Origin of the sequence: Klebsiella sp. GB_Kp047 (genome assembly GCF_040065235.1) — a bacterium.
Classification (GTDB): Bacteria; Pseudomonadota; Gammaproteobacteria; order Enterobacterales; family Enterobacteriaceae; genus Klebsiella; species Klebsiella quasipneumoniae.
The window spans coordinates 87080-109422 of sequence record NZ_JBEAJG010000004.1 but is presented as its reverse complement, the minus strand read 5'-3'; the positions used below and the strand labels follow the sequence as shown (position 1 = coordinate 109422).

Here is a 22343-nt window from a genome sequence, read left to right as displayed (position 1 = left end):
CCTTCCGGGAACGTCTCAGCGATTTTGAGGCCGTCAGCACCGGCAGTTTCAGTCGCGCAAGTGGGTAAATCAAGGACAGGTCGCAGGACCCCTGTAGGCCGGGTCAGGCGCAGCCGCCACCCGACAACATCCCAGGTATCGAGTCTGATATCTTGTCCGGCGGCGCTGCGCTTGCCGGGCGTGGGTTATATGGGCTCAGGAGAGGATCCTGTAGGCCGGATAAGCGTAGCGCCATCCGGCATAAGACGGGTATGGCGCCTGAGGTGTCCTCCCCGGCAGCGCTGTGCTTGCCGGGCCTGAGAGAGAGATTCTGCGGAGCGTTACGCTACAAATGTACCCGCGGCTCTCAAACAAAAAGGCCGGTTAGCATCGCTAACCGGCCTTTTTTATCGGCGTCTGCGCGTCACGTTAGTCGTGACGCGGATACTCCGGCGTGTTGATCCAGGCGTGGTCATCTTCCCAGGTGAACAGCCATTTCCGGTCCGGCCCGGCCATGACGTTCAGATAGTAGCTGTCGTAACCGGCAATCGCCGCCACCGGATGGTAACCGCGCGGCACCATCACCACGTCGTGGTTATAGGGCGCCATGCAGGCGTCCAGGCTGCGGTCGTCGGTGTAGACCCGCTGGAAGGCAAAGCCCTGCGGCGGATCGAAGCGGTGATAGTAGGTCTCTTCCAGCTGCGTTTCTTTGCCCGGCTGGGCGGTATCGTGCTTATGCGACGGCCACGAGCTGGTGGCCCCTTCGTCGGTGTAGACTTCCACCACCAGCAGGCAATCCGCCTCGGCGCTGTCCGGCAGAATATTATGCACCCGACGCTGGTTGCGCCCTTTCCCACGATGCTCGACGCCGACGTCTTCCGGCCGAATAAGGCGTGCCGGGAAGCTGCCTTTGCCCGGCGCGCTACACACCGCCAGCTCCAGATCGGAATCGGCGGTCACCTCGACCCGATCCTGCGGCGGCACGTACACCGACCACGGCGGGGTGCGTTCAAACGGCGACATCCGTTTACCGAGATTCGGGAAATCGGCCTGCTGCGTTTTCACCGACGCCAGGCCGGCGACCAGCACCAGGCACAGCTCGCGGTCGCCGCTCTCCAGCGTCACGGTCTGCCCTTTTTTCAACATCCAGACATCAAAGCCGATATAGCGCCAACCGGCGCTTTGCGGCGTAATATGCTGGATCTGTCCCTCTTTTCGCGATTTAGCCAGTAACGACATGGCGCTCTCCTTCGCCGATTAACCTAACGTCGGCATGCTGAATTCAGATACGGTCTGCTGCCCTGCCGGCCAGCGTACGGTGGCGGTCTTCATGCGCGTGTAGAAGCGCACGCCGTCCGGCCCGTGAACGTTCAGCGCCCCGAACACTGAGCGCTTCCAGCCGCCGAAGCTGTGGAACGCCATCGGCACCGGGACCGGCACGTTCACCCCGACCATCCCCGCCTGCACGTCGTGGACGAATTCACGCGCGGTGTGGCCGTTGCTGGTGAAGACGGCGCTGCCGTTGCCAAACTCGTGGCTGTTGACCAGTTCGAGGGCGCTGTCATAGTCCGCCGCGCGCACAATCCCCAGCACCGGGCCAAAGATCTCTTCGCGCCAGATGGTCATCTCCGGGGTGACGTGATCGAACAGGGTGCCGCCGACATAATAGCCCGCGTCGTAACCCGGCACGCGCAGTTTGCGGCCATCGACCACCAGTTTTGCCCCTTCGCTTTCGCCTTTATCAATATAGCCGAGGACTTTTTTCTGGTGAGTATCAGAAACCACCGGCCCCATCTCGTTCTCTTCCTGGCCGCGCATACAGCCCGGGCCCACTTTCAGCGCCTCCACCAACGGCTTCAGGCGGGCGATCAGTTTGTCGGCGGTTTCATCTCCCACCGCGACCACCACCGGCAGCGCCATGCAGCGCTCGCCTGCGGAACCGAAGGCGCCGCCCATAATGGCGTTAACGGTGGCGTCGAGATCGGCATCCGGCATCACAATCGCGTGGTTTTTGGCGGCGCCAAAGGCCTGCACGCGCTTGCCGTGGGCGCTGGCGGTCTTATAGATATACTCCGCCACGCCGGAGGAGCCAACGAAGCTCACTGCCGCAATGCGCGGGTCAGTGTACAGCTGCTCGGCATCTTCATTGCTGCAGTGCACGACGTTAAACACGCCGTCCGGCAGACCGGCCTCTTTCAGCAGCTCTGCCAGACGCACGGCGGCCGTCGGCGCCAGCGCCGGCGGCTTGAGGACGAAGCTGTTGCCGCAGGCCAGCGCCAGCGGGAACATCCACATCGGCACCATCGCCGGGAAGTTGAACGGGGTGATCCCGGCCACCACGCCCAGCGGCTGCATCAGCGAATAGCTGTCGACGCCGGTGCCGACGTCAGAAGAGTATTCACCTTTAATCAGGTGCGGGATCCCGCAGGCGAATTCGACCACTTCCATGCCGCGGGTCAGCTCGCCCAGCGCATCCGACCACACTTTGCCGTGCTCGCTGACGATGATCCCCGCCAGCTCTTCCACGTGCTGCTCCAGCAGCATTTTGAAGTTAAACAGCACGCGGGCGCGGCGCAGCGGCGTGGTACGGGACCAGCTGTCAAACGCATCGCGAGCAACCTGAATCGCCTCAGAGACTTCCTGCGCGGTCGATACCGTGACTTCGCGCACCGCTTTTCCCGTCGCCGGATCGTACACCGGCATCGTTTCGTTGCTGCTGCTGATAACGGTTTTCCCGCCAATAAAGTTTCCTGTGATCGTCATGTTCTCGCCTCATAGTGAAGAGGGCCAGCGCACACCGGCCCGTCGCTGATTCTGCTGTGCTATAACCGTAGTAAAATGAAATTTATATTTCAACATTGTTGTGAAATGAAATTTCATTTTGGTGATAACAGTCGCATTTTGCGCTCACGCATCGCTTACACGCTTCCCCCATCGAGCCGCGCCGCCTCGTGATGCCAGGCTCCCCGTCCCGGTCGCTCCCGCCGCGGCGGCCGGGAATATTTTGCGAGGCAGCTCAAACAATCATCATTTTCATTCTTGCTTATTTTGGAATAAACGTTTTGACTGTTAGCCAATTGAACGAACCTAACCCTCTTCCGTCAGGAGTGTCCTATGGCCATCGCAATGCAACGTTTTTGTATTAACCGCAAAATCGCGCCAGCGCTCAGCATTGAAGCGTTTTTCCGTCTGGTGAACCGTCTGGGCCTGAATAAAGTCGAGCTGCGCAACGATTTACCCAGCGGGAAGGTGACCGACGATTTAAGCCATCAGCAGGTGCGCGAGCTGGCGGCGCGTTATCACATCGAGATCCTGACGATTAATGCGGTCTATCCCTTTAACCGCCGTAGCGAAGAGGTGCGGCAGCTGACCGAGTCGCTGCTGAAAGAGGCTCAGGCCATCGGCGCCAAATCGCTGGTGCTCTGCCCGCTCAACGACGGCAGCGAGATACCGGCCAGCGACACCCTGGGCGCCCTGCGCGATCTGGCCCCGCTGTTCGCCTTCTACGGCATCCACGGCCTGGTGGAGCCGCTGGGCTTCCCGCAAAGCTCGCTGCGATCGGCGCACCAGGCGCAGACGCTGATCCATGACGCGCGCGTGCCGTTTAAGCTGCTGATCGACACCTTCCATCACCATCTCTACCCGCAGGCGGCGGACGAGTTCAGCCAGGTGGAAGTGGCGGACATCGGGCTGGTCCACCTTTCCGGAGTGGACGATACCCGTCCGCGCGAGCAGCTCACCGATGCCGAGCGCATCATGCTGACGCCGCAGGATCGTCTCGGCACCTGCGAGCAGGTTAAGGCCCTGGAAGCCCGCGGCTATCAGGGGATATACGCTTTTGAACCCTTCGCTCCCGAGCTGGCGCAGTGGAGCGAAGCGGATATTGAGCGCGAAATTGAGCAGAGCATCTCGCTTATCCAACGCCACTGCGCCTGAGGCCTCTCGCGACAGCGTGCGCGGCGCGTGACGATTTCCCCAACGCCGGACGACGAGGTTGCCTATAATCGTCGCAGGATAAATGGAGGAATCGATCATGAGCTCACCCCTGTTGATTGCGCGCACGCTGGATAACGCGCTCTATTTGCTGCCCGCCATGGCCAACCGCCATGGGCTGATCACCGGTGCGACCGGCACCGGTAAAACCGTCACCCTGCAAAAGCTGGCTGAGTCGTTTTCGGAGATTGGCGTGCCGGTATTTATGGCGGACGTCAAGGGCGACCTGACCGGCATTGCCGCCGCGGGGCAGAGCTCAGAGAAACTGCAGGCGCGGCTGGAGAAGATCGGCGTCAGCGACTGGGAGCCGCACGCCAACCCGGTGGTGCTCTGGGATATCTTTGGCGAAAAGGGCCACCCGGTGCGGGCGACGGTCTCCGATCTTGGCCCCCTGCTGCTGGCGCGCCTGCTCAATCTCAATGAGGTGCAGAGCGGCGTGCTGAACATTATTTTCCGCATCGCGGACGACCGCGGCCTGCTGCTGCTCGACTTCAAAGACCTCCGCGCCATCACCCAGTTTATCGGCGACAACGCCAAATCTTTCCAGAATCAGTACGGCAATATCAGCAGCGCCTCGGTAGGCGCCATCCAGCGCGGGCTGTTGACCCTGGAGCAACAGGGCGCCGGGCACTTCTTCGGCGAGCCGATGCTGGATATTGCCGACTGGATGCGCGTCGATGCCAGTGGCAAAGGGGTGATCAATATCCTCAGCGCTGAAAAGCTCTACCAGATGCCGAAGCTCTACGCCGCCAGCCTGCTGTGGATGCTCTCCGAGCTGTACGAGCGCCTACCGGAGGCGGGCGATCTCGACAAGCCCAAACTGGTGTTCTTCTTCGATGAGGCGCATCTGCTGTTCAACGATGCGCCGCAGGTGCTGCTGGATAAAATCGAACAGGTGATCCGTCTTATCCGCTCCAAGGGCGTCGGCGTCTATTTTGTCTCGCAGAACCCGGCGGATATTCCCGACGCTGTGCTCGGCCAGTTGGGCAACCGTGTGCAGCACGCGCTGCGCGCCTTTACGCCGAAGGATCAGAAAGCGGTGAAAACCGCCGCCCAGACCATGCGCGCCAACCCGGCCTTCAGTACCGAACAGGCGATCCAGGAGCTGGGCACCGGCGAGGCGCTGATCTCCTTCCTCGATGAGAAAGGCAGTCCGTCGGTGGTCGAGCGGGCGATGGTTATCGCCCCCTGCTCGCGGATGGGGCCGGTCAGCGATGACGAGCGCAATGGCCTGCTGAATCACTCGCCGCTGTACGGCAAGTATGAAGAGGAGGTGGACCGCGAGTCGGCCTTCGAGATGCTGCAGCAAGGGGTGCAGGTCACTACCGAGCAGCAGTCGGCTCCGCCGGCGAAGGGTCAGCAGAGCGGAGAAGACGACGGGCTGCTCGGCGGCCTGAAAGATATCCTGTTCGGCAGCACCGGCCCGCGCGGCGGCAAACGCGACGGTATCGTGCAGACCGCGGCGAAAAGCGCAGTTCGCCAGGTCACCAATCAGATCGTCCGCGGCATGCTGGGCAGCCTGCTGGGCGGACGCAAGCGCTAAAAAAAAGCCCCCTCATCAATGAGGGGGCTTAGGTTTCAGGCTTACCCGCTAGGCCTTACGCATCATCAGCCAGAGGCTTATCAGGAAGAAGCTGGCGCTTGGCAACAGCGCGCCGATGATCGGCGGTATGCCGTACACCAGGGTCAGCGGGCCGAAAATCTGATCCAGCACGTAGAAGATAAAGCCGAAGCTAATCCCCGTCACTACCCGGACGCCCATCGGCACGCTACGCAGCGGGCCAAAGATAAACGACAGCGCCATCAGCATCATCACCGCCACCGACAGCGGCTGGAAGATTTTGCTCCACATATTGAGCTGGTAGCGTCCCGGATCCTGACCGCTGGATTTCAGGTATTTCACATAGTTGTGCAGCCCGCTGATCGACAGCGCATCCGGATCCAGGGCCACCACGCCGAGCTTGTCCGGCGTCAGGTTGGTTTTCCAGGTACCGCTCACCATCTGCGACCCGGTCACCTGCTTCGGATCGGTCAGATCGGATTCATCCACCTGCGACAGGCGCCACACTTTATTCTCGCTATCGAATTTTGCCGAGGCGGCATAGCGCACCGACTGTAAACGACGCTCCGGGTTGAAAGCATAAATGCTGACGCCCCCCAGCTCATCGTTACCTTTCACCCGTTCGATATAGACAAAGTTATGGCCATCTTTCGCCCACAGCCCCTGCTGGGTGGAAAGTAGCGAACCGCCGTACATCTGCTGGGCGCGGTAGTTGCGCGCCATCTGTTCGCCCTGCGGCGCCACCCACTCGCCGATCGCCATGGTCAGCAGCACCAGCGGGATAGCGGTTTTCATCACCGCCAGCGCCACCTGCAGCCGGGTGAAACCGGACGCCTGCATCACCACCAGCTCGCTGCGCTGGGCCAGCATCCCCAGCCCCAGCAGCGCGCCAAGCAGCGCCGCCATTGGGAAGAAGATCTGGATGTCTTTCGGCACGCTGAGGATGGTATAGAGGCCGGCGCCCAGCGCGTCGTAACTGCCCTGCCCGGACTTTTTCAGCTGATCGACAAACTTGATAATGCCGGAGAGCGACACCAGCATGAACAGCGTCATCATGATGGTGTTGAAAATCGTCTTACCGATATAACGGTCAAGTACGCCAAACGCCTGCATCAGGCCGCTCCTTTATTAAAACGGGCGCGGAAGCGGCGCATCGGCACCGTGTCCCACAGGTTTAACAGCACCGCCAGCGCAAAATAGAGCAGGTTGATCGCCCACATCCAGATAGCCGGGTCCATTTTGCCTTTGCCGCCGTTCGACTTAATCGAGGTCTGCAGCAGGAAGAACACCAGGTAGAGCAGCATCGCCGGCAGCATCGACAGCACGCGGCCCTGGCGCGGGTTCACCACGCTGAGAGGCACCACCATCAGCGCCATAATGAAGACCGTCGCCACCAGCGTGAAGCGCCAGTGCAGTTCGGCACGCGCGCGGTCGGTGTGGGTCTGCCACAGAGTGCGCATATCCATCTGTTCGGTGTCGTCCGGATCGGAGGTCACCGCCTGGTGGCCGATAATGGCCTGATAGTTATTGAAATCGGTAATGCGGAAATCGCGCAGCATCGCGGTGCCTTCAAAGCGGGTGCCCTTGTTGAGGGTCACCACCTGCGAACCGTCTTTCTGCTGCGACAGCTCGCCGGAATCCGCCACCACCACGGAAGGTCGCGCGTTGCCTTTCGGACGCAGCTGGGCAAGGAAGACGTCATGGAAGCGGTTGCCGTTGACGCTCTCGATAAACATCACCGCGTTACCATCGCTGGCCTGCTGGAACTGGCCCTGGGCCAGAGCGGCCATGCCGGGGTTGGCTTTGGCTTCCGCCAGCACTTCATCCTGATGGCGCGACGACCACGGCCCCGCCCACATCACGTTGACCGCCGCCACCGCGCCGGTGAACAGCGCGAGGATCATCGCCGCCTTGATCAGCACGGCTTTACTCAGGCCGCAGGCGTGCATCACCGTAATTTCGCTTTCGGTGTACAGCTTGCCGAGGGTCATCAGCAGGCCAAGGAACAGACTTAACGGCAGGATAAGCTGCGCCATCTCCGGGATGCCGAGCCCCAACAGCGAGAGCACCAGATTGGTTGGGATATCGCCATCCACCGCAGCGCCGAGGATCCTGACTAATTTCTGACAAAAGAAAATCAGTAACAGGATGAATAGGATCGCCAACTGGCTTTTCAGCGTCTCACGAACCAGATATCTTATGATTATCACTATAAATACGCCCGTAAAAACCCGTTTTAGTGCAGGAAAATTGCTTGTTTCATGGCTTAAACGTCATTTATTCTCTTTGGTCGTCGAAAACGTCGCTAAGATTAAATGACTCATCGGTTCTGCATGTCAGGATCTTTTCTGACGAACCCAGGCCTTAATAACGTTAAGATTAACACGAAGTCACCGCAACAGCGGATATGAGTTACGAAAGCTTGCAATTATATACTCAATGGATTTCGAGTTGTAAGAAGGCAGCAGGGCTGTGGCCCCTGGCGCGCACAATGTGCCACGTCAGGGTAAGCAGGCGCAGCCGGCGCATCTGCAACTTGAAAGGCGACGAGTATAGCCGTAGCCACCACTGTTGTCTTTAAGATTCAGGAGCATAGTGCATGGAGTTCAGTGTAAAAAGCGGTAGCCCGGAGAAGCAGCGGAGCGCCTGTATCGTGGTCGGCGTCTTTGAACCACGTCGCCTCTCCCCCATCGCCGAACAACTCGATAAAATCAGCGACGGCTACATCAGCGCCCTGCTGCGTCGCGGCGAGCTGGAAGGCAAACCTGGCCAGACGTTATTGCTGCACCATGTGCCAAACATTCTGTCTGAGCGCATTCTGCTGATTGGCTGCGGCAAAGAGCGCGAACTGGATGAGCGTCAGTACAAGCAGGTCATCCAGAAAACCATCAATACCCTGAATGATACCGGTTCAATGGAGGCGGTCTGCTTCCTGACCGAGCTGCACGTCAAGGGCCGTAACAACTACTGGAAAGTTCGCCAGGCCGTTGAAACCGCCAAAGAGACGCTGTACAGCTTCGACCAGCTGAAGACCAACAAAAGCGAGCCGCGTCGCCCGCTGCGTAAAATGGTCTTTAACGTGCCGACCCGTCGCGAGCTGACCAGCGGCGAACGCGCCATTCAGCACGGGCTGGCGATCGCCGCCGGCATCAAAGCGGCGAAAGATCTCGGCAACATGCCGCCGAACATCTGTAACGCCGCCTATCTGGCCTCCCAGGCACGCCAGCTGGCCGATACCTATAGCAAAAACGTTATCACCCGCGTGATCGGCGAACAGCAGATGCGCGAGCTGGGAATGAACGCCTACCTCGCCGTCGGCAACGGTTCGCAGAACGAGTCGCTGATGTCGGTCATCGAGTATAAAGGCAACCCGTCGGAAGACGCGCGCCCTATCGTGCTGGTCGGTAAAGGCCTGACCTTCGACTCCGGCGGCATCTCCATCAAGCCGGCTGAAGGCATGGACGAGATGAAGTACGACATGTGCGGCGCCGCGGCGGTGTACGGGGTGATGCGGATGGTTGCTGAGCTGCAGCTGCCGCTGAACGTGATCGGCGTGCTGGCGGGCTGTGAAAACATGCCTGGCGGTCGCGCGTATCGCCCGGGCGATGTTCTGACCACCATGTCCGGCCAGACGGTGGAAGTGCTGAACACCGACGCCGAAGGCCGTCTGGTGCTGTGCGATGTGCTGACCTACGTTGAGCGCTTCGAGCCGGAAGCGGTTATCGATGTGGCGACGCTTACCGGCGCCTGCGTGATTGCCCTCGGCCATCACATCACCGGCCTGATGTCGAACCATAACCCGCTGGCCCATGAGCTGATCGGCGCCTCTGAACTGGCGGGCGACCGCGCATGGCGTCTGCCGCTGGCCGATGAGTTCCAGGACCAGCTGGAATCCAACTTTGCCGATATGGCGAATATCGGCGGCCGTCCTGGCGGCGCGATCACCGCCGGCTGCTTCCTGTCGCGCTTCACCCGCAAGTACAACTGGGCGCACCTCGACATCGCCGGCACCGCCTGGCGTTCCGGCAAAGCCAAAGGCGCCACCGGTCGTCCGGTCGCTCTGCTGTCGCAGTTCCTGCTCAATCGCGCGGGTTTTAACGGCGAAGAGTGATGTGACATGCCGGGTGGCGGCGATGCCTTACCCGGCCTACAAACGGCAGCACACTGTAGGCCCGGTAAGCGTAGCGCCACCGGGCAACATGCTTTAATTCAGCACAAGAAGCCCCATATATGAAGAATGCAACGTTCTACCTTCTGGACAACGAAGACACCGTCGACGGCCTGAGCGCCGTCGAGCAGCTGGTGTGTGACATTGCCGCAGAACGTTGGCGCAACGGCAAGCGCGTCCTGATCGCCTGTGAAGATGAGCAGCAGGCGATTCGTCTCGATGAGGCGCTGTGGTCGCGGCCGCCGGAGAGCTTTGTGCCGCACAATCTGGCGGGCGAAGGCCCGCGAGGCGGCGCGCCGGTGGAGATTGCCTGGCCGCAAAAGCGCAACAGCAGCCCGCGGGATATTCTGATCAGCCTGCGGCTTAACTTTGCAGATTTTGCCACCGCTTTCACAGAAGTGATAGACTTTGTCCCTTACGAAGAAAATCTGAAACAACTGGCGCGCGAACGCTATAAGGCGTACCGCATGGCTGGTTTCAACCTGAACACGGCAACCTGGAAATAATGGAAAAGACATACAACCCACAAGATATCGAACAGCCGCTTTACGAGCACTGGGAAAAGCAGGGCTATTTCAAACCGAATGGTGATGAAAGCCAGGAGAGCTTCTGCATCATGATCCCGCCGCCGAACGTCACCGGCAGTTTGCATATGGGTCATGCCTTCCAGCAAACCATCATGGATACCATGATTCGCTACCAGCGCATGCAGGGCAAAAACACCCTGTGGCAGGCGGGGACCGACCACGCGGGTATCGCTACCCAGATGGTGGTTGAGCGTAAGATTGCCGCTGAAGAAGGGAAAACCCGCCACGACTACGGCCGCGACGCCTTCATCGACAAAATCTGGCAGTGGAAAGCGGAATCCGGCGGCACCATTACCCGTCAGATGCGCCGTCTCGGCAACTCCGTGGATTGGGAGCGCGAGCGCTTCACCATGGACGAGGGGCTTTCCAATGCCGTGAAAGAAGTCTTTGTTCGCCTGTACAAAGAAGATCTGATCTACCGCGGTAAACGCCTGGTTAACTGGGACCCGAAACTGCGCACCGCCATTTCCGACCTCGAAGTGGAAAACCGCGAATCGAAAGGTTCGATGTGGCACATCCGCTACCCGCTGGCCGATGGCGCGAAAACCGCTGACGGTAAAGACTACCTGGTGGTCGCCACTACCCGTCCGGAAACCCTGCTGGGCGATACCGGCGTGGCCGTTAACCCGGAAGATCCGCGCTACAAAGATCTGATTGGCAAATTCGTGGTGCTGCCGCTGGTAAACCGCCGCATCCCGATCGTGGGCGACGAACACGCCGACATGGAGAAAGGCACCGGCTGCGTGAAGATCACCCCGGCGCACGACTTTAACGACTACGAAGTGGGTCGTCGTCACCAGCTGCCGATGATCAACATCCTGACCTTTGACGGCGACATCCGCGAAAGCGCGGAAGTGTACGACACCAAAGGCAATGAATCTGACGTCTACTCCAGCGAGATCCCGGCGGAGTTCCAGAAACTGGAACGCTTCGCGGCGCGTAAAGCCGTCGTTGCGGCGGTTGACGCCCTCGGCCTGCTGGAAGAGATCAAACCGCACGACCTGACCGTCCCTTACGGCGACCGCGGCGGCGTGGTTATCGAACCGATGCTGACCGACCAGTGGTACGTGCGCGCGGACGTGCTGGCCAAGCCGGCGGTGGAAGCCGTTGAAAACGGCGACATCCAGTTCGTGCCGAAGCAGTACGAAAACATGTACTTCTCCTGGATGCGCGATATTCAGGACTGGTGTATCTCCCGTCAGCTGTGGTGGGGTCACCGCATTCCGGCATGGTATGACAACGACGGCAACGTCTACGTGGGCCGTAGCGAAGACGAAGTGCGTCAGGAAAACAACCTGAGCGCCGACGTTGCGCTGCGTCAGGACGAAGACGTTCTCGATACCTGGTTCTCCTCCGCGCTGTGGACCTTCTCCACCCTCGGCTGGCCGGAAAACACCGACGCCCTGCGTCAGTTCCACCCAACCAGCGTGATGGTGTCCGGCTTCGACATCATCTTCTTCTGGATCGCCCGCATGATCATGATGACCATGCACTTCATCAAAGATGAAAACGGTAAACCGCAGGTTCCGTTTAAGACCGTCTACATGACCGGTCTGATCCGCGATGACGAAGGCCAGAAGATGTCCAAATCCAAGGGTAACGTTATCGACCCGCTGGATATGGTTGACGGCATCACCCTGCCGGAGCTGCTGGAGAAACGTACCGGCAACATGATGCAGCCGCAGCTGGCCGAGAAAATCCGTAAGCGCACCGAGAAACAGTTCCCGAACGGCATCGAGCCGCACGGCACCGACGCCCTGCGCTTTACCCTGGCGGCGCTGGCCTCTACCGGCCGCGACATCAACTGGGATATGAAGCGTCTGGAAGGTTACCGTAACTTCTGTAACAAGCTGTGGAACGCCAGCCGCTTTGTGCTGATGAACACTGAAGATCAGGATTGCGGCTTCAACGGCGGCGAGATGGTGCTCTCCCTGGCCGACCGCTGGATCCTTGCGGAATTCAACCACACCGTCAAAGCGTATCGCGAAGCGCTGGATAACTTCCGCTTCGATATCGCCGCCGGCATCCTGTATGAGTTCACCTGGAACCAGTTCTGCGACTGGTACCTGGAACTGACCAAGCCGGTCATGAACGGCGGCAGCGAAGCGGAGCTGCGCGGCACTCGCCATACGCTGGTGACTGTGCTGGAAGGTCTGCTGCGCCTGGCGCATCCGATCATTCCGTTCATCACCGAGACCATCTGGCAGCGCGTGAAGGTCATCTGCGGGATCACCGCCGACACCATCATGCTGCAGCCGTTCCCGCAGTACGATGCCTCTCAGGTGGACGACGCGGCGCTGGCCGACACCGAATGGCTGAAGCAGGCGATCGTCGCCGTGCGTAACATCCGTGCGGAAATGAACATCGCTCCGGGCAAACCGCTGGAACTGCTGCTGCGCGGCTGCAGCAAAGAGGCCGAGCGTCGCGTGAACGACAACCGCAGCTTCCTGCTGAATCTGGCGCGTCTGGAAAGCATTACCGTGCTGCCTGCCGAGGATAAAGGTCCGGTCTCGGTGACCAAGATCGTCGACGGCGCCGAGCTGCTGATCCCGATGGCGGGCCTCATCAACAAAGAAGATGAGCTGGCGCGTCTGGCGAAAGAAGTGGCGAAAATCGAAGGCGAGATTGGCCGCATCGAAAGCAAGCTGGCCAACGAAGGCTTTGTCGCCCGCGCGCCGGAAGCGGTGATCGCCAAAGAGCGCGAGAAGCTGGAAGGCTACGCGGAAGCGAAAGCGAAGCTGATTGAACAGCAGGCGGTGATCGCCGCGCTGTAACCCTCCCGCCCCTTGCCACCCGGCAAGGGGCGTTTTTATGAAACATCCTCGCTTGCGCTCTCCCCTGCCGCGATGTTATTAACATCATCATTCGTCTTTTTTGGGTAATGAGTCATTGTATGAATACGAGCGTCCCCGCGGCGACGTTGCTGCGTCGCATTACGGCGGCAGACAATCCCGCCATCGCCAGGGTCATCCGTCAGGTCTCCGCTGAATACGGCCTGACCGCCGATAAAGGCTATACGGTCGCCGACCCGAATCTCGATGAGCTGTATGAGCTGTACAGCCAGCCGGGCTCCGCCTACTGGGTGGTGGAGAAAGAGGGAGAAGTGGTTGGCGGCGGCGGCGTCGCGCCGCTCGCCTGCAGCGAGCCGGATATCTGCGAGCTGCAGAAAATGTATTTTATGACCAGCGCCCGCGGCCAGGGGCTGGCGAAGAAGCTGGCGCTGTTGGCGCTGGACTACGCCCGCGAGCAGGGCTTTAAACGCTGCTATCTGGAAACCACCGCCTTCCTGACGGAGGCGATCGGCTTATATGAGCATCTTGGCTTCGAACATATTGACGGTCCGCTGGGCTGCACCGGCCACGTGGACTGCGAAGTGCGGATGTTGAAAACGCTGTAGCGCCTCGATATCGCAGGCGTCCCCGGTAGCGCTACGCTTACCGGGGCTACAGTTCGGTAGCCCGGCTAAGCGCAGCGCTACCGGGGTATGTCCCGGATGGCACTGCTGGCACCTTACCCGTGCTTGCGGTGCCGTTTTTTTGTCGGGTGGCGGCTAACGCCTTACCCGACCTACGGCCCGTACCATTGCGAGCTGAAACTCTCAACGCTATCTCTCTCCCCATGACTACTGAAACTGCCGGTGTTAGTGGCTACCGGGGCTACAGGGGCCGAATAGCGTGGGCTACGCCGCCGCCGGCACGCCGCTGTGAAAGCGGAACTCGGCCTCCGGACGGAGGATCAGCGCCGCTTCCGCCTCGCCGAGCTGGCGTACCCGCTCGCTGATATCTTCTCCGGCAATCTTCTGCGCCAGATCCAGGTAGTCCTGATAGTGACGCGCTTCCGAGCGCAGCAGCGACAGATAGAACTTCTGCAGATCGTCGTCCAGCCACGGCGCCAGCGCCGCAAAGCGCTCGCAGGAGCGGGCCTCGATATAGGCGCCGCAGATGAGCTTATCGATCAGCATCACCGGCTCATGTGAGCGTACCTCCCGTCGCATGCCGCGGGCATAGTTGCTGGCGGTGATTTTGACATAGGGGATATCGCGCGCCAGCATCATCTCCCGCACTTGCCAGAAGTGATGCAGCTCCTCTTTAATCAGCAAAATCATGCTGTCCAGCAGCTGACGGCCCCATGGGTCGTCGGTCTGCGGCATGGCGCTTTTGTTGATCCGCTTATGCAGAGCGACAAAATCCGGCTCCGGCCCCCGGCGGTAGGTGAAGTCTTCATACGGCTTCAGGCAGTCCAGAAGCTCATCGGCGTCGGCTTTATCCGCGACGTAGCGACGCACCAGCAGCATGGCGTTCTGCGCCGCTTTCAGTTCGCACACCATATGGTCGGTCAGCAGCAGCGGCAGGTTTTCCGGCTTGCGGGCTTCGTCAATCCACGCCTGCGGCGTCGGGCAGTGCAGGAAGTTGATAATCGGGGAGAGTATCTGCGGGTAATCCATGGAAGTTCCTTGCTATACGGCGGCTGGCGCCGCCGTATCCATCTACAACATCTGCGACTTAGTGACGAACGCCATCGTCGTCTTCATCGACAAAATCTTCGTCATCATCGCCGTCTTCTTCGCCGTTGGGGTCCTCATAGTAGGTGCCCCAACCGTCATACTCGACGTCAAATTTTTCTGCCAGCGTCATCAGCTGTTCCACCTGGGCATCGATCAGTTCTGCGTTCAGGGCGCATTCGCTCAGAATATCGCAGCAGATGACCACTTCACCCTCTTCCACTTCCAGCTCTTCGGGCTCGGTTACTTCGTAGCCCAGCTTAAAGGCTTCCACCGCCACTTTCTCCAGGGTTTCGAAATCGTCTGCAGAGAGGTGATGCTCAATCGTGTACAGTGCGTCCGGATCGCTGCCATCCTCCAGCAGCTCTTCGATAATCAGACGCGTCTCTTCACGCTGTTCTTCCAGGTGTTCCGGGTTTGCCATGGCTCGTTCCTCATAATGTGCGGCAGTTATCCCTATTGTCACATACCGCCGTCATTGCCTCCACTTCTCAGTGAAAGATTTCGATCACAGACTTGCAAATGAATATTCATACATATAAATTGAATTTTAATTCAATTAGTGGCCTATGCCAGGTGAGGGAACCATGTCTGCGTTTTACCAGAAGCATTTTTTAAAGTTACTCGATTTTACGCCTGCAGAAATCACCGCCCTGCTCGAGCTGGCGGCAAAGCTGAAAGCCGATAAGAAAAACGGTATCGAAGTCCAGAAACTGGCAGGGAAAAACATCGCGCTCATCTTCGAAAAAGACTCAACCCGTACACGATGCTCTTTCGAAGTTGCCGCATACGATCAGGGCGCCCGCGTGACCTACCTGGGGCCCAGCGGCAGCCAGATTGGCCATAAAGAGTCGATCAAGGACACCGCCCGTGTGCTCGGACGGATGTACGACGGCATTCAGTATCGCGGCCACGGCCAGGAAGTGGTGGAGACCCTGGCGCAATATGCCGGCGTGCCGGTATGGAACGGCCTCACCAACGAGTACCACCCTACCCAGCTGCTGGCGGACCTGCTGACCATGAAAGAGCACCTGCCGGGCAAAGCCTTTAACCAGATGACGCTGGTCTACGCCGGCGACGCGCGCAACAACATGGGCAATTCGATGCTGGAAGCCGCCGCGTTGACCGGTCTGGATCTGCGCCTGGTGGCGCCATCGGCCTGCTGGCCGGAGGCCGCGCTGGTGGAAACCTGTACCGCGTTGGCGAAACAGCAGGGCGGCAACATCACCCTGACGGAAGATATCGCCGCGGGGGTGAAAGGCGCCGATTTTATCTATACCGACGTCTGGGTCTCAATGGGCGAGGCGAAGGAAAAATGGGCCGAACGTATCGCCCTGCTGCGCGACTATCAGGTTAACAGCGCGATGCTGGCGCTGACCGGCAATCCGCAGGTCAAGTTCCTCCACTGCCTGCCGGCGTTCCATGACGACCAGACCACTCTGGGCAAACAGATGGCGGCCGATTACGGCCTGCACGGCGGCATGGAAGTGACTGACGAGGTGTTTGAGTCGGCGGCAAGCGTGGTCTTTGACCAGGCGGAAAACCGGATGCACACCATCAAAGCGGTGATGGTGGCGACGCTGAGCAAATAGTCCTTCGCTCGCCGTCAAATCCCGGATCGCTCGGCGCGTATCCGGGATACCGCCCGTCAGGGCGCTGCGTTACGCCATCAGCATCTTCACCACCGCTTTGCGCACCTTCGCCGGCGCGCCCACGGCGCACAGCGGTTTATGCACTTCCCCGGGATAAAACACCACAAAGTCCCCTTCGTTAAGGATCACCGTTTGCTCCTGCGTCCCCTCCGCCAGGAAAGCGATGTCTTTCTCCGCCAGCCAGTCGGTCTGCGGCTCTCCTGCCGGCAAGGTGCTGAAGGTCATCCCCTCGCTGCCGCGGAGCACAATCTGGATATCGAGATAGCGGGTATGATATTCCGCACGGCGTGCGGCCTGCGGCTCGGTGGTGTCTTCGGAAATCAGATAAAACAGGTTGTCGCCGTCGATATCGTGTTTACCCAGCGGCGTCGCCTCGCTGACATGGGCGATAACGTGTTCGATAGCCTCGCGCAGCGCGGCCGGCAGCCACGGCTGCAGATGGTGGATATTGCCAATAATCATCGCTTACCTCAAATATAAAACAACATTTCATTTTTGCGTTTTATACCCCCATCGCCGCTGCCATACCAGTACAGTTTCATGGTTCTTTGCGCTGGCGCACTTTTCTGCAGGCAAACGATTACCTGATTGTGAATGAATCGCTTGATCGTCATAACGGTCTGCGTATAATGCCAGTCGTTTTGCCGGGAGGAAGCATGGCCAATTGCGTACGACATTCTGTCTTAGCGCGTCTCAATGCAGACGCTGGCCTGCCGTTTTTCTTTCCGTTGCTCATTGGATTCCCGAAGCCCCTTATTTAAGGGGCTTTTTTTTGCCCAGGCGTCAGGAGATAAGCATGGCTAACCCGCTATATCAAAAACATATCATTTCCATAAACGATCTCAGCCGCGAAGACCTCGAACTGGTGCTGGCGACGGCGGCAAAGCTGAAAGCCAATCCACAACCCGAGCTGCTGAAGCATAAGGTTATCGCCAGCTGTTTCTTTGAAGCCTCGACCCGCACCCGCCTCTCTTTTGAAACCTCGATGCACCGCCTGGGGGCCAGCGTGGTCGGCTTTTCCGACAGCGCCAACACTTCGCTGGGCAAAAAAGGGGAAACGCTGGCGGATACCATCTCCGTCATCAGCACCTACGTTGATGCCATCGTGATGCGTCATCCGCAGGAGGGCGCGGCCCGTCTGGCGACCGAATTCTCCGGCGGCGTGCCGGTACTGAACGCCGGCGACGGCGCTAACCAGCACCCGACCCAAACCCTGCTCGACCTGTTCACCATTCAGGAGACCCAGGGCCGCCTCGAAAACCTCAACGTGGCGATGGTCGGCGATCTGAAGTATGGCCGTACCGTCCACTCCCTGACCCAGGCGCTGGCCAAGTTCAGCGGCAACCGCTTCTACTTCATCGCCCCGGACGCGCTGGCCATGCCGCAATACATCCTCGATATGCTGGATGAAAAAGGTATCGCCTGGAGCCTGCATAGCGCCATCGACGACGTAATGGCGGAAGTGGATATTCTGTACATGACCCGCGTGCAGAAAGAACGTCTGGATCCGTCGGAATATGCCAACGTCAAAGCGCAGTTCGTCCTGCGCGCCGCCGACCTTGAAGGGGCGCGCGCTAACATGAAGGTGCTGCACCCGCTGCCGCGCATTGACGAAATCACCACCGATGTCGATAAAACGCCGCACGCCTGGTACTTCCAGCAGGCCGGTAACGGCATCTTCGCCCGCCAGGCGTTACTGGCACTGGTACTGAATAGCGAGCTGGCTCTGTAAGGGGGAAATGAGAGATGACACACGACAATAAACTGCAGGTAGAAGCGATCAAACGCGGCACCGTGATCGACCACATCCCGGCGCAGGTCGGCTTTAAGCTGCTCACCCTGTTCAAACTGACCGAAACCGACCAGCGCATCACCATCGGCCTGAACCTGCCCTCCGGCGAGATGGGCCGCAAAGACTTGATTAAAATCGAGAACACCTTCCTGACCGACGAGCAGGTTAACCAGCTGTCGTTATACGCCCCGCAGGCGACGGTAAACCGCATTGATGATTACGAAGTGGTGGGCAAATCCCGCCCAAGCCTGCCGGATCGTATCGACAGCGTGCTGGTCTGCCCGAACAGCAACTGTATCAGCCACGCCGAACCGGTTTCTTCCAGTTTTGCAGTGAAAAAGCGCGCTGATGACATCGCACTCAAATGTAAATACTGCGAAAAAGAGTTTTCTCATTATGTGGTGCTGGCCAACTAAATGCGGTTGGTATTGGTGGTAGGCCTCCCTATAATGGCTACCACCCTACGCTTCGTCCTTCAGGCGGCGTCTGCGCCGGCGATACAGCGCTTATCGCCTGGCGGCAACCTGAATGATTTTGCGTAACATTACTCAGTTCATCTGGAGATAACATGAGCAAAACTATTGCGACGGAAAATGCACCAGCAGCGATTGGCCCATACGTTCAGGGCGTTGACCTCGGCAGCATGATCATCACCTCTGGCCAAATCCCGGTCGACCCGAAAACCGGCAGCGTTCCGGAAGACGTGTCCGCACAGGCGCGCCAGTCGCTGAACAACGTGAAAGCGATCGTTGAAGCCGCTGGCCTCACCGTCGGCGATATCGTCAAGACCACCGTTTTCGTCAAAGACCTCAACGATTTCGCTACCGTTAACGCCACTTACGAAGCGTTCTTCACCGAGCACAACGCCACCTTCCCGGCGCGCTCCTGCGTTGAAGTGGCGCGTCTGCCGAAAGATGTGAAGATCGAGATCGAAGCCATCGCCGTGCGTCGCTGATCGCTAACCTCGGCATGAAAAAAGGCAGCCCGCAGGCTGCCTTTTTTACGTGGGTCATCCGTAAACCTTCCCCTCATTGCCAGCCGTAGCGGCGGCTGTAGAAGCCTTTGACGGTTTGGGTCAGCACCATATAGCCCGCCAGGATCGCCACCAGCCACGGGAAGTAGCTCAGCGGCAGAGCCTGCAGCTGCAGATAGCCCGCCAGCGGCGAGAACGGCAGCGCGATCCCCACCGCCATCACCACCAGGGTCATGGCGAACAGCGGCCAGGCGGCGCGGCTCTGGACGAACGGAATGCGCCGGGTGCGGATCATGTGCACAATCAGCGTTTGCGACAGCAGCCCCTCGATAAACCAGCCGGACTGGAACAGGGTCTGCATCTCCACGGTATTGGCGTGGAACACCCACCACATCAGGCCGAAGGTGAGGATATCGAAAATCGAGCTGATCGGGCCGAAGAAGACCATAAAGCGCCCGAGATCGGCCGGGTTCCAGCGCTGCGGTTTGCGGATCTGTTCATCATCGACGTTATCGAACGGGATCGCCACCTGGGAGACATCGTACAGCAGGTTTTGAATCAACAGGTGCAGCGGCAGCATCGGCAGAAACGGCAGGAAGGCGCTGGCCACCAGCACGCTGAAGACGTTGCCGAAGTTGGAGCTGGCGGTCATTTTGATGTACTTAAGCATGTTGGCGAAGGTGCGGCGTCCTTCGATCACCCCCTCCTCCAGTACCATCAGGCTCTTCTCCAGCAGAATGATATCCGCCGCCTCGCGGGCAATATCCACCGCGCCGTCGACCGAGATGCCGATGTCCGCCGCGCGCAGCGCCGGGGCGTCGTTGATGCCGTCGCCCATAAAGCCCACCACGTGGCCTTCGCGTTTCAGCAGCGTCACGATACGCTCCTTATGCAGCGGCGCCAGGCGGGCGAAGAGCGTGGTGCGTTTCGCCAGCGCCGCCAGCTCGTCGTCGCTCATCGCTTCAATCTGGCTGCCAATCACCACTTCGCCGGCATCCAGCCCCACTTCATGGCACACCTTGGCCGCCACCAGCTCGCTGTCGCCGGTGAGGATCTTCACCGTGATGCCGCTGGCTTTTAACGCTTTCAGCGCCGGAGCGGTGGTCTCTTTCGGCGGATCGAGGAAAGCGATGTAGCCTTCCAGGATCAGGTCCGACTCATCGGCGCGCTGGTAGTCGCCTTCGCGGGCCGGCAGATATTTGGTCGCCACCGCCACCACCCGCAGCCCCTGCCGGTTGAGGGTGTCGGTCACCCGGCGAATGCGGCGCAGCATGGTGTCGTCAAGCGGCACGATATCGCCGTTGTAGCGCACCTGGGTTGAGACGTTGAGGATCTCCTGCAGCGCCCCTTTGCAGATCAGCTGATGCGCGTCGTCCTGCTCTTTGACCACCACCGACATGCGGCGGCGTTCGAAGTCGAAGGGGATCTCATCTACCTTCTGCCAGCGCGCCGCCAGCCCGCGGGCGGCTTCCAGCTCAACGCCCTCCAGCACCGCGGTGTCGAGCAGGTTTTTCAGGCCGGTCTGGTAGTGGCTGTTGAGCCAGGCGGCATGCAGTACCCGCTCGCTGACCTTGCCGGAGACGTCGGTATGGTTCTCCAGCACGATTTTATCCTGGGTCAGGGTGCCGGTTTTATCGGTGCAGAGGATGTCCATCGCGCCAAAATTCTGAATGGCGTCGAGGTGCTTCACGATAACCTTTTGCTTCGACAGCTTCACCGCCCCGCGCGCCAGCGTCGAGGTGACGATCATCGGCAGCATCTCCGGCGTCAGGCCAACCGCCACCGACAGCGCGAACAGCGCCGCCTCCCACCAGTCGCCTTTGGTGTAGCCATTGATCAGCAGCACCACCGGGGCCATCACCAGCATAAAGCGGATCAGCAACATGCTCACCCGACTGATGCCTTTCTGGAAGGCGTTCGGCTCGCTCTCCTGCTCGCTGACGCGGCCGGCCAGTTGACCAAACCAGGTGTGGCCGCCGGTGGCGAAAACGATGGCCTGCGCCGAGCCGCTCACCACGTTGGTGCCCATAAAGCACAGGGTGTCGCACTCCAGCGGGTTCTGCTGCAGCGGATCGCGGCTGCGGGCCACTTTCTCCACCGGCAGCGATTCGCCGGTCAGCGAGGCCTGGGCGACGAACAGATCCCGCGCCTGCAGGATACGCAGGTCGGCCGGGATCATGTCTCCCGCCGATAGCCTGATGATGTCGCCCGGCACCAGCTGGTCGATAGGCAGTTCCAGCCAGCGGCTCTCCCCCTGCTCGTTGACCACCCGCAGCACGGTGGCGGTATTGCTCACCATCGCCTTCAGCGCATCCGCCGCTTTGGTCGAGCGCGCCTCCTGGATGAAGTTGAGCAGCGTCGAGATCCCCACCATCAGGGCGATAACCCCGGCGGCGAACAGATCCTCGGTGGAATAGGAGACGATGCCGAGCACCGTCAACAGCAGATTGAACGGGTTGCGGTAGCAGGTCCACAGATGCACCCACCACGGCGAGGGCTTCTGCGCCGGGATCTGGTTGTCACCGTGTTTGAGGATTTTCGCCGCCACTTCGCCTTCATTGAGCCCTTCAGGGTGGCTGTCAAAGGCGCGCCAGATCTCCTGGTCGTCCATCGCCGCCACGTCCAGGCACTGTTTGCCCAGCGACTCAGGAATGGGGCCGCTCGCCAGATGGCGGGCGTCCGGCAGCGGATCGCGCTGGACTAAACGGCGTGGCAGATGGCGGCTAAGCTGTGCGAACAGCTGCCGGGTATAATTTTTCAGCATAAACAGTCCCTCCGCGCTCGCCAAAGCGAACGCAGCGTTGCCGACGGGCGTAGCAAAATCTACCTGTCAGGCATGTTATTTTTATGGCAGGGACATCAAGGACGTCACTGCTTTACGCTTTCCGGTAAAGCAGTGTTAAACAGGCTTACCGGAAAGAAAGGTTGCTCCATCGAGGATGAGGAGTGGGATCGGGGTCCATAACTATCTCCGGTAAGTGAATATAAACGGCGCGGATTATAGCGCCCTCGTTAAGGATTGTGTGGCAATAATGGCGATGATAAACCCGCGCAACTAAACCGAACGTAAACCAGACTTTGCTCATTGCGGTTTGGTTGAGTAGCATTATGCTCACTTCTACCCCCTGACGAGAATT

19 protein-coding genes are annotated in these 22343 nt (G+C 59.6%); 11 read left to right on the top strand and 8 right to left on the bottom strand.

Annotated features, from left to right (window positions below):
* Positions 1-408: 408 nt before the first annotated feature.
* Together iolB and ABLV76_RS03880 are read right to left on the bottom strand one after the other, a co-directional pair.
* Complete coding sequence (iolB, locus tag ABLV76_RS03885) at positions 409-1218, bottom strand: 5-deoxy-glucuronate isomerase (RefSeq protein WP_004206535.1); 810 nt, start codon at positions 1216-1218, stop codon at positions 409-411.
* Between the two features lie 18 nt (positions 1219-1236).
* Positions 1237-2742 carry a CoA-acylating methylmalonate-semialdehyde dehydrogenase gene (locus tag ABLV76_RS03880; RefSeq protein ID WP_004146794.1) on the bottom strand — a complete coding sequence of 502 codons (1506 nt, stop codon included), beginning with the start codon at positions 2740-2742 and terminating at the stop codon, positions 1237-1239.
* 351 nt (positions 2743-3093) lie between these two features.
* On the opposite strand from ABLV76_RS03880, the gene ABLV76_RS03875 reads away from it, so the two are divergent.
* Both ABLV76_RS03875 and ABLV76_RS03870 read left to right on the top strand, forming a co-directional pair.
* Positions 3094-3915, top strand: coding sequence for a TIM barrel protein (locus tag ABLV76_RS03875; protein ID WP_135731569.1), 822 nt, complete (start codon positions 3094-3096; stop codon positions 3913-3915).
* Positions 3916-4012: 97 nt separating this feature from the next.
* Positions 4013-5515 (top strand): helicase HerA-like C-terminal domain-containing protein, encoded by a 1503-nt coding sequence (locus ABLV76_RS03870; protein WP_048322798.1) that lies wholly within the window; start codon positions 4013-4015, stop codon positions 5513-5515.
* Between the two features lie 48 nt (positions 5516-5563).
* On the opposite strand, the gene lptG is transcribed toward ABLV76_RS03870, so the two are convergent.
* Together lptG and lptF are read right to left on the bottom strand one after the other, a co-directional pair.
* Positions 5564-6646: an LPS export ABC transporter permease LptG gene (lptG, locus tag ABLV76_RS03865; protein ID WP_002886956.1), complete on the bottom strand. Its 1083-nt coding sequence runs from the start codon at positions 6644-6646 to the stop codon at positions 5564-5566.
* A complete protein-coding gene (lptF, locus tag ABLV76_RS03860) occupies positions 6646-7743 on the bottom strand; it encodes an LPS export ABC transporter permease LptF (protein ID WP_012969078.1) in 1098 nt (365 codons plus the stop codon). The genes lptG and lptF overlap by 1 nt, the downstream gene beginning before the upstream one ends.
* A gap of 389 nt (positions 7744-8132) precedes the next feature.
* Between lptF and pepA the strand changes: the two genes are divergently transcribed.
* From pepA to ABLV76_RS03840, 4 genes are all read left to right on the top strand, one after another.
* Positions 8133-9644, top strand: coding sequence for a leucyl aminopeptidase (gene pepA, locus ABLV76_RS03855; protein WP_004206531.1), 1512 nt, complete (start codon positions 8133-8135; stop codon positions 9642-9644).
* Between the two features lie 119 nt (positions 9645-9763).
* Positions 9764-10207 carry a DNA polymerase III subunit chi gene (holC, locus tag ABLV76_RS03850; protein ID WP_004206530.1) on the top strand — a complete coding sequence of 148 codons (444 nt, stop codon included), beginning with the start codon at positions 9764-9766 and terminating at the stop codon, positions 10205-10207.
* Complete coding sequence (locus tag ABLV76_RS03845; RefSeq protein WP_017900564.1) at positions 10207-13062, top strand: valine--tRNA ligase; 2856 nt, start codon at positions 10207-10209, stop codon at positions 13060-13062. The genes holC and ABLV76_RS03845 overlap by 1 nt, the downstream gene beginning before the upstream one ends.
* 119 nt (positions 13063-13181) lie before the next feature.
* Positions 13182-13685: a GNAT family N-acetyltransferase gene (locus ABLV76_RS03840; protein WP_017900565.1), complete on the top strand. Its 504-nt coding sequence runs from the start codon at positions 13182-13184 to the stop codon at positions 13683-13685.
* 282 nt (positions 13686-13967) lie between these two features.
* Here the strand turns inward: ABLV76_RS03840 and miaE are convergent, their stop codons facing one another.
* Positions 13968-14732, bottom strand: coding sequence for a tRNA isopentenyl-2-thiomethyl-A-37 hydroxylase MiaE (gene miaE / locus ABLV76_RS03835; protein ID WP_004206526.1), 765 nt, complete (start codon positions 14730-14732; stop codon positions 13968-13970).
* 58 nt (positions 14733-14790) lie between these two features.
* On the bottom strand, positions 14791-15213 hold the full coding sequence (gene rraB / locus ABLV76_RS03830; RefSeq protein WP_004206524.1) for a ribonuclease E inhibitor RraB: 423 nt from the start codon (positions 15211-15213) through the stop codon (positions 14791-14793).
* Positions 15214-15376: 163 nt separating this feature from the next.
* Here rraB and argF point away from each other — a divergent pair, with 163 nt between their 5' ends.
* On the top strand, positions 15377-16381 hold the full coding sequence (argF, locus tag ABLV76_RS03825) for an ornithine carbamoyltransferase (RefSeq protein WP_032456908.1): 1005 nt from the start codon (positions 15377-15379) through the stop codon (positions 16379-16381).
* A 69-nt stretch (positions 16382-16450) separates the two neighbouring features.
* Here argF and ABLV76_RS03820 read toward each other — a convergent pair whose 3' ends face one another.
* Positions 16451-16903 carry a YhcH/YjgK/YiaL family protein gene (locus ABLV76_RS03820; RefSeq protein WP_017900567.1) on the bottom strand — a complete coding sequence of 151 codons (453 nt, stop codon included), beginning with the start codon at positions 16901-16903 and terminating at the stop codon, positions 16451-16453.
* 194 nt (positions 16904-17097) lie between these two features.
* Between ABLV76_RS03820 and ABLV76_RS03815 the strand changes: the two genes are divergently transcribed.
* From ABLV76_RS03815 to ridA, 4 genes are all read left to right on the top strand, one after another.
* Positions 17098-17202, top strand: coding sequence for a pyrBI operon leader peptide (locus tag ABLV76_RS03815; protein ID WP_002886930.1), 105 nt, complete (start codon positions 17098-17100; stop codon positions 17200-17202).
* Between the two features lie 35 nt (positions 17203-17237).
* Entirely contained in the window at positions 17238-18173 is a 936-nt protein-coding gene (pyrB, locus tag ABLV76_RS03810; protein ID WP_004206522.1) for an aspartate carbamoyltransferase, read from the top strand.
* A 14-nt stretch (positions 18174-18187) separates the two neighbouring features.
* The gene (gene pyrI / locus ABLV76_RS03805; protein ID WP_002886927.1) at positions 18188-18649 is read left to right on the top strand and encodes an aspartate carbamoyltransferase regulatory subunit; all 462 of its coding nucleotides are present in this window, start codon (positions 18188-18190) and stop codon (positions 18647-18649) included.
* Between the two features lie 152 nt (positions 18650-18801).
* Positions 18802-19188: a 2-iminobutanoate/2-iminopropanoate deaminase gene (ridA, locus tag ABLV76_RS03800; protein WP_002886926.1), complete on the top strand. Its 387-nt coding sequence runs from the start codon at positions 18802-18804 to the stop codon at positions 19186-19188.
* Positions 19189-19261: 73 nt separating this feature from the next.
* Here the strand turns inward: ridA and mgtA are convergent, their stop codons facing one another.
* On the bottom strand, positions 19262-21970 hold the full coding sequence (gene mgtA, locus ABLV76_RS03795; RefSeq protein WP_004206521.1) for a magnesium-translocating P-type ATPase: 2709 nt from the start codon (positions 21968-21970) through the stop codon (positions 19262-19264).
* Between the last annotated feature and the right edge of the window lie 373 nt (positions 21971-22343).